General features: G+C 64.2%; 9 protein-coding genes and 1 pseudogene. 9 read left to right on the top strand and 1 reads right to left on the bottom strand.

Annotation, left to right across the window (positions count from 1 at the left end; translation table 11 throughout):
* Positions 1 to 17: 17 nt before the first annotated feature.
* From A5694_RS10835 to A5694_RS10870, 8 genes are all read left to right on the top strand, one after another.
* Positions 18 to 788, top strand: coding sequence for an SDR family NAD(P)-dependent oxidoreductase (locus A5694_RS10835; RefSeq protein WP_064921841.1), 771 nt, complete (start codon positions 18 to 20; stop codon positions 786 to 788).
* A 16-nt stretch (positions 789 to 804) separates the two neighbouring features.
* On the top strand, positions 805 to 1335 hold the full coding sequence (locus A5694_RS10840) for a cupin domain-containing protein (protein ID WP_234787913.1): 531 nt from the start codon (positions 805 to 807) through the stop codon (positions 1333 to 1335).
* A gap of 70 nt (positions 1336 to 1405) precedes the next feature.
* Complete coding sequence (locus A5694_RS10845) at positions 1406 to 2164, top strand: SDR family oxidoreductase (RefSeq protein ID WP_064921843.1); 759 nt, start codon at positions 1406 to 1408, stop codon at positions 2162 to 2164.
* Positions 2165 to 2210: 46 nt separating this feature from the next.
* On the top strand, positions 2211 to 2621 hold the full coding sequence (locus A5694_RS10850) for a cupin domain-containing protein (RefSeq protein ID WP_064921844.1): 411 nt from the start codon (positions 2211 to 2213) through the stop codon (positions 2619 to 2621).
* Positions 2622 to 2818: 197 nt separating this feature from the next.
* Positions 2819 to 3589: an SDR family NAD(P)-dependent oxidoreductase gene (locus A5694_RS10855; RefSeq protein WP_064921845.1), complete on the top strand. Its 771-nt coding sequence runs from the start codon at positions 2819 to 2821 to the stop codon at positions 3587 to 3589.
* Positions 3590 to 3632: 43 nt separating this feature from the next.
* Positions 3633 to 4124 carry a peptide-methionine (R)-S-oxide reductase MsrB gene (gene msrB / locus A5694_RS10860; RefSeq protein WP_064921846.1) on the top strand — a complete coding sequence of 164 codons (492 nt, stop codon included), beginning with the start codon at positions 3633 to 3635 and terminating at the stop codon, positions 4122 to 4124.
* On the top strand, positions 4121 to 4639 hold the full coding sequence (gene msrA, locus A5694_RS10865) for a peptide-methionine (S)-S-oxide reductase MsrA (protein WP_109535662.1): 519 nt from the start codon (positions 4121 to 4123) through the stop codon (positions 4637 to 4639). The genes msrB and msrA overlap by 4 nt, the downstream gene beginning before the upstream one ends.
* A 16-nt stretch (positions 4640 to 4655) precedes the next feature.
* On the top strand, positions 4656 to 4985 hold the full coding sequence (locus tag A5694_RS10870; RefSeq protein WP_064921847.1) for a hypothetical protein: 330 nt from the start codon (positions 4656 to 4658) through the stop codon (positions 4983 to 4985).
* Between the two features lie 8 nt (positions 4986 to 4993).
* Here the strand turns inward: A5694_RS10870 and A5694_RS25255 are convergent.
* Positions 4994 to 5086, bottom strand: a pseudogene (locus A5694_RS25255) (DUF1906 domain-containing protein); the annotation flags it as partial.
* A gap of 254 nt (positions 5087 to 5340) precedes the next feature.
* Between A5694_RS25255 and A5694_RS24945 the strand changes: the two are divergent.
* Positions 5341 to 6819: a glycoside hydrolase family 5 protein gene (locus A5694_RS24945; RefSeq protein WP_131809559.1), complete on the top strand. Its 1479-nt coding sequence runs from the start codon at positions 5341 to 5343 to the stop codon at positions 6817 to 6819.
* Positions 6820 to 6871: the final 52 nt, after the last annotated feature.

The raw sequence follows: 6871 nt of genomic DNA on the forward strand, positions 1-6871 counted from the left end.
CAGAAAGGAGCCCGGAAATGCATTTCGCGTCAAAGAAGGTCATTGTTGTCGGCGGTAGTGCCGGCATCGGGCGGCAGGTCGCGGACGATGTCGTCAACCACGGGGGCAGTGCGGTGATCATCGGACGGTCGAAGACCCGCGTCGACGGCGTGATCGCAGAACTGACAAGCCGGGGCGGCCAGGCCTGGGGCATCGCGGCTGACCTGACCGATCGCGCTGCCGTCGACGATGCGCGGAGTGTGCTTTCCGAGCAACACCGCGACGCGACTCTGCTGGTCAATGCGGCCGGATTCTTCATCCCGAAACCATTTCTCGAATACGACGCGCAGTTCTACGACTCATACATGGAGCTCAACTACGCCTTGTTCTTCCTGACGCAGACCGTCGTTGCCGGAATGACCGCCAACGGCGAAGGCGGCTCCATCGTCAACATCGGCAGTATGTGGGCACATCAGGCCATCGGGCGGACTCCATCGATCGGGCACTCCATGCAAAAGGCCGGGTTGCATGCGCTCACCCACAATCTCGCAATCGAGCTCGCCGAGCACAACATCCGGGTCAACGCGGTAGCACCGGCCGCGGTGAAGACGCCCGCTCTGGAGCGATGGGTGCCGAAGGACGAGATCGATGCCACGCTCGACGCATTCGCGCCCTTTCATCCGCTGGGGCGGGTCGGCATCCCCTCCGATGTTGCCAACGCCGTCACCTACCTGCTCTCCGACCAGGCCAGCTGGGTCACGGGCGCGATCCTCAACGTCGATGGCGGCGTCATGGCCGGCCGCAACTGAACCGGGAGAGATTGACATGACAAACGACATTTTGAGGCCAGGTGGCCCGCCGGCCAAGTCTGTCGGCCGCACCGAAGGCAGATCCGTGTTCTTTGGCACCATCGGTGCCCGCCACATCGTCGACAAGGCTCAGGCGGACGGTCGCTTCTCCGTTCTCGAACATCCGATGTCGCCGCATGCGCTGGGCGCACCGCTTCATCGCCACCACAACGAGGACGAGTACAGCTGGATCATCGAGGGACGCATCGGCGCTCTGCTCGGCGACGAAGTGCTCTATGGCGGACCCGCCGACTTCATCTTCAAGCCACGAGGCCAGTGGCACACCTTCTGGAACGCCGGTGACGAGCCGGCCCGTATCCTCGAGATCATCTCTCCCGCAGGCTTTGAGCAGTTCTTCGACGACGTCGCCGCCCTCGGCGGTGTGGACACGATATCGGCGGAGAAGCTCGATGAACTCTGTGCGCGCTACGACCTGGAGATGGATGTCGACAGTGTCCCGGAACTGTGCAGACGCTTCGGCCTGAAATTCCCGGGCGAACCCATGTGAGAAACGAGCTTCGCTACGCAGGCTCGATCACCGGCAGCCGGTCGAACGCAAAACTCTGGAAGGTCTGATCATGAAGATCGTAGTCATCGGTGGCCGTGGTTTGATCGGCTCAAAAGTGGTGTCCAAGCTCAGCGTGCAGGGACACGACGTACTTGCCGCCTCGCGACGATCAGGGGTTGACGCGCTCACCGGCGCGGGCCTCACGCAGGCCCTTGCCGGTGCCGATGCTCTGGTCGACGTTGCCGACTCGCCATTGTTCGACGATGAGCCCGTGATGCACTTCTTCACAACTACGACGAGGAACCTGCTCTCCGCGGAGTTGCAAGCCGGAGTCGAACACCATGTCGCCTTGTCCGTGGTCGGTGCGCAGGTCATGCCGGACAGCGGCTACAACACCGCAAAGGCGGCGCAGGAGAAGCTGATCCGGGAGTCGGGCCGGCCCTATTCGATCGTGCGGGCCACGCCGTTCTACGAATTCGCCGTCGGCTTGGCCGATTCCGCTACCGACGGTGATGTTGTCACGCTGCCACCGGCATCATTCAGACCCATCGCGGCGAACGACGTCGCCACGGCTGTGGCCCGAGCGGCAGTCGGCCGACCGACCAATGGGGTGACCGAGATCGCGGGACCGGAAACAATGCCGATGGACGAGTTCGTCCGCAAAGGCCTTGCCGCCGTCGGCGATCGGCGCAGCGTCGTCACCGACGTGCAGGCCCCGTACTTCGGAGCGGTGATCGACGATCACAGCCTCGCGCCGGCGGAGAACGCCACCATCTTCACCACGCGATACTCCGACTGGATCGAGACACACCTCAGCCCGCGCAGCTGAGGCTAGGCCGCCGACGGCCACCGGCCGATAACAAGAGGGATAACCGATGGTGCATAAGCCGCCTGACTCCCATTCGGAATCAACGATCACCGTAGTGCAACAGGTGCGACCGCCGACGATACCCGACGATGCCCAGGTGCTGACCGTTGTCATCAACCATCCACCGGGCGCCCCCGGCTACCCGCCGCATCGCATTCCGGGTGGGCCGGCATTCGGTTACATGATCGACGGCGAGATGCTGTTCGAGCTCGAAGGTCACGCTCCCCGCGTCCTGCGCGCGGGAGACGCCTTCTGGGCGCCCGGCGGCGATCAGATCCACTATCAGGACGCGAACAACCGGACTGACATCCCTTGCACTTTCGTACTCACAATGCTGTTCGTTCCCGGGAAGCCGCTCCGCGAATGGGCAACCGAAGAGGAGCTCGAAGACCGTAAAGCCCTGCGCATCACAAGCTGACGCGGGCTGGCCCGCGAGCGGGAAGGCGACAGGCGAGTCTTTTTCGGCTCGATCACCCGGGTGAACAGAGCACGGGGGTGATGACGGTTCACCCCGATCGGCGGCAATCTCGGACGGGAGCGGATCCCGGCGAACTTGGGGCAGCACCCACGGGCCGTCGCGGGCATCGACTGTCAGACAGGAAGGGAAGTCCAGGCATGCACTTCGAGGCCAAGAAGGTCATTGTTGTCGGCGGCAGCGCGGGGATGGGCCGGCAGGTTGCGGCCGACGTCGTCGACCACGGCGGCAGCGCCGTGATCGTCGGACGTTCCAAGACCCGGGTCGATGAGACCGTAGCCACGCTGACCGGCCGCCACGGAACGGTCAGCGGGATCACCGCCGACCTGACGGACCGCGCCGCGGTCGCCGACGTGCAGCGGGCGCTCGCCGAGGAGCACCGCGACGCGACATTGCTGGTCAATGCGGCCGGATTCTTCATCCCGAGACCATTTCTCGAGTACGACGCGCAGTTCTACGACTCATACATGGACCTCAACTACGCCTTGTTCTTCCTGACGCAGACCGTCGTTGCCCGCATGATCGCCAACGGCGAAGGCGGCTCCATCGTCAACATCGGCAGCATGTGGGCACATCAGGCCATCGGGCGGACACCGTCGTCGGCGTATTCGATGCAGAAGGCCGGGCTGCATGCGCTCACCCACAATCTCGCAATTGAGCTCGCCGAGTACAACATTCGCGTCAACGCGGTAGCACCGGCGGTCGTCAAGACCCCGCTGTATGAAGGGTTCATCCCGAAGGACGAGATCGATGCCACCCTGGCGACGTTTGCGCCGCTTCATCCGCTGGGGCGAGTGGGTACGCCCGCCGATGTCGCCAATGCGGTCACCTATCTGCTGTCCGACCAGGCCAGCTGGGTCACCGGCGCGATCCTCAACGTGGACGGCGGCATCATGGCCGGCCGCAACTAGCCAGTCCGGTCACACAGCGCACCTGATGACAAAAGGAGAAGATATGTCGCACCAGTACAGCAAGGACGCGGCCGCGATCGACGCATTGAATCCGCAGCAGTACCACGTGACGCAGGAGAACGGGACCGAGCGAGCGTTCTCCGGTGAGTACTGGGCCAATAGGGAACCCGGCATCTACGTCGACGTGGTCTCCGGCGAGCCGCTGTTCGCCTCCCTCGACAAGTTCGACAGCGGCACCGGCTGGCCCAGCTTCACCCGGCCTATCGAGGCCGACAACATCGTTGAAAGGCGCGACCGCAGCCATTTCATGGAGCGCATCGAAGTGCGGTCGGCCCACGGTGACAGCCACCTCGGCCACGTGTTCCCCGACGGCCCGGGCGAAACCGGCCTGCGTTACTGCATCAACTCTGCGTCATTGCGTTTCATCCACCGCGACAACCTCGAAGCCGAGGGTTACGGGCAGTACCTGGAGCTGTTCACCAAACCGGCTCCGGTACGGCGCGGCCCGGCGGCCGTCCGCGAGGACCGGCCATGACGGTGCGCGACGAGGTAGCGGTCCTGGCCGGTGGGTGCTTCTGGGGTATGCAGGAGCTGATCCGCAGACAACCCGGGGTGGTATCGACCCGGGTCGGCTATACCGGGGGAGAGAACGCGCACCCCACCTACCGCAACCATCCCGGCCACGCCGAGGCCATCGAGATCACCTACCGGCCGGACAGGACCGACTACCGGACACTCCTGGAGTTCTTCTTCCAGATTCACGATCCGACCACCGTCAACCGCCAGGGCAACGATGTCGGCTCCAGCTACCGTTCGGCGATCTTCTATCTCAACGACGAGCAACGGCAGATCGCGTTGGACACCATCGCCGATGTCGATGCCTCGGGCCTGTGGCCCGCCAAGGTGGTCACCGAGGTGAGCCCGGCCGGCGAATTCTGGGAAGCCGAGCCCGAGCACCAGGACTACCTGCAGCACTTCCCGTACGGCTACACCTGCCACTTCATCCGGCCGGACTGGAAGCTGCCCGGCAAGAGTCACTCCCGTGCGTAAGCCGCTAGTCGACCCCTTGGGGATCGAGCATCTCGATTTCACCCCCGAATGCTGGGTCGCCTTCCTGGACAGCGGGTTTCGCTGTTCTGAGCCGGCAGCGGCGTATGTCGAGTTCCATATGGTGGGATACTGCAAACGCTTCGACTGCAATGAGCACGGCAATGCATGCGGCTACTTGTGTGCCCAGCATCTCGCGGCGTTTGAGTACACCGCTGAGTGCAGCTGGCGAGAATTGCAGCCGTCGGTCCTCGGCCGGTTGCTGTACCGCCACACGGGTCGGTGCCCGAGCTGCGGCCGGCCGATCCGATCCGCTATGGACATCCTGCAAGTCGTGGTGATGCTGTAGCGCGGAACTCACCTCACCGGGTGCAGGTTCCACTGCCCGCAGTCCAGGGCCGGCACGTCATTGACGTAGACCTCGATACCGCCGACCGGTACCGGTGACGGTCCCGGCATCTGGCGCAGGCTTCCCACTGAATGGAACGTGACGTTCCGCGCTTAACTCCTCGACTCCATGCTTCACCACAAGTGCTGCTAAGCGCGGTTTCAGCAACATATGGGAATGCCCTGCGTCGCATCGGAGGTAGATGATGGTCAGCCACCGCGAAAACAAGCGCAATCATCGCTCGAAGGGTGCCGAAGAGCGGCGCCGTCGCGGAGTCGGCCTCGGCACGGGCGTCGGGACATTCTTGGCGTTTGGCATGACGGCGTTGTCCGCACCGCCGCTCGCCCAGGCTGACGACCTAGGCCTGGGCGAGTGGATCCTTGAGCTGTTCGGCGGAGCCGGTGATGCGACGGCAGCAGCTGGCGCCGTGGCCAGCGCTCCCGCCGATGGTCTCTTCAGTGCGCTCGATGTTGGGACCCAAGGCATTGATCAGGCATCGGCGGTGGCCGGCATCGCCTCGGCCTCCGATATGCTCAGCGTGCCGGCGGACATGTGGTTCCAACAGCTGATCTACGACCCGATCCACAGCGCCGTCGAGGCTTGGATCAGCAGTGATTTCGGTCAGGAAGTCGCTGGGTTCATCAACCAGATCTCTGGGCAGTTCTTGATCGGCGATGGAGCCGCCGGGACGGCAGAACATCCCGATGGCGGTGCCGGCGGCTTGTGGTTTGGCGACGGTGGCCAGGGCTGGGATAGCACTCAGGCTGGGGTGGCCGGCGGCGCCGGCGGCGACGCGGGCTGGTTCGGCAACGGCGGTGACGGCGGCGATGGCGGGGCCGGAGGAAGTGGCGGTGATGGCGGAGATGGCGGATCGCTTCTCGGTATCGGCGGCAACGGCGGCGACGGTGGCGCCGGCGATACCGTCAGCGGATTGCCTGTCCTCGGTGGGGCCGGTGGCAACGCTGGCACGCTGGGCGTCCACGGTGACGTCGGTAATGCCGGCACGCTACCTGGAGGACCGCCATCTGGCAGCGTCGACGGTTTGAGCACGACCGGGACCTGGTTCACCGACAGCGACGGAAAGGTTGTCACGCTGCACGGGTTCAATCAGGTGATCATCGTGCCGCCCCTGGGCTCGCCGGCCAGCGTCGGGTTCGGCGATGACGACGCCGCATTCTTGGCGGCCAACGGCTTCAACGCGGTACGGGTTGGCGTCGACTGGTCCCTTTTGGAGCCCCAGCCCGGCGTCTTCGATGACGCGTACCTGGCGTCGATAGCTCAGACCGTGCAGACCCTCGGGGACCACAACATCGTCAGCCTGCTCGACCTGCACCAGCAGCTGGGGCCCGCGTGGGCGATCGACACCGGCGGACTGCCCAGCGCCAACTTGCCGTTCCCGCTCAGCATGTTCTTCGATCCCGCGCAGAACCACGCCGTGGATGCGTTCTGGGCGAACACCACCGGACCGGATGGGGTTGGGCTGCAGAATCATTACGCGCAGATGATGCAGTACCTGGCGAACTACTTCAATGGGAACTCCAATGTGCTCGGCTACGAGATCATGAACGAACCACTGCCGGGCTCTCAGTTCCTGCCGACCGTCTTTGGCAGCTCGTTCTTCGACGCACAGCAGCTCACTCCCTTCTATGACCAAGTTTCGTCGGCGATCCGCTCCGTCGACCCGACTACACCGATCTTCTACGAGCCAAACATCCTCGCCACGGCGGGTCTGCCGATCCAGTTGGGCGACGTGGACGCCTCCAACGGCGTAGTTGAGTCCCGCATAGTGGTGTAGCGCGGTTGCTGGGTTCGTCATCGTGTCGGTGATGGACGTAAAGCGGCCACCG

Origin of the sequence: Mycolicibacter sinensis (genome assembly GCF_001667945.1) — a bacterium.
GTDB classification, from domain to species: Bacteria; Actinomycetota; Actinomycetes; order Mycobacteriales; family Mycobacteriaceae; genus Mycobacterium; species Mycobacterium sinense_B.

What these genes read in the sequence shown, in the direction of transcription:
- A5694_RS10835 (WP_064921841.1), top strand. Translation starts at nt 18, where the DNA reads ATGCATTTCGCGTCAAAGAAGGTCATTGTTGTCGGCGGTAGTGCCGGC.
- A5694_RS10840 (WP_234787913.1), top strand. Translation starts at nt 805, where the DNA reads ATGACAAACGACATTTTGAGGCCAGGTGGCCCGCCGGCCAAGTCTGTC.
- A5694_RS10845 (WP_064921843.1), top strand. Translation starts at nt 1,406, where the DNA reads ATGAAGATCGTAGTCATCGGTGGCCGTGGTTTGATCGGCTCAAAAGTG.
- A5694_RS10850 (WP_064921844.1), top strand. Translation starts at nt 2,211, where the DNA reads ATGGTGCATAAGCCGCCTGACTCCCATTCGGAATCAACGATCACCGTA.
- A5694_RS10855 (WP_064921845.1), top strand. Translation starts at nt 2,819, where the DNA reads ATGCACTTCGAGGCCAAGAAGGTCATTGTTGTCGGCGGCAGCGCGGGG.
- msrB (WP_064921846.1), top strand. Translation starts at nt 3,633, where the DNA reads ATGTCGCACCAGTACAGCAAGGACGCGGCCGCGATCGACGCATTGAAT.
- msrA (WP_109535662.1), top strand. Translation starts at nt 4,121, where the DNA reads ATGACGGTGCGCGACGAGGTAGCGGTCCTGGCCGGTGGGTGCTTCTGG.
- A5694_RS24945 (WP_131809559.1), top strand. Translation starts at nt 5,341, where the DNA reads ATGACGGCGTTGTCCGCACCGCCGCTCGCCCAGGCTGACGACCTAGGC.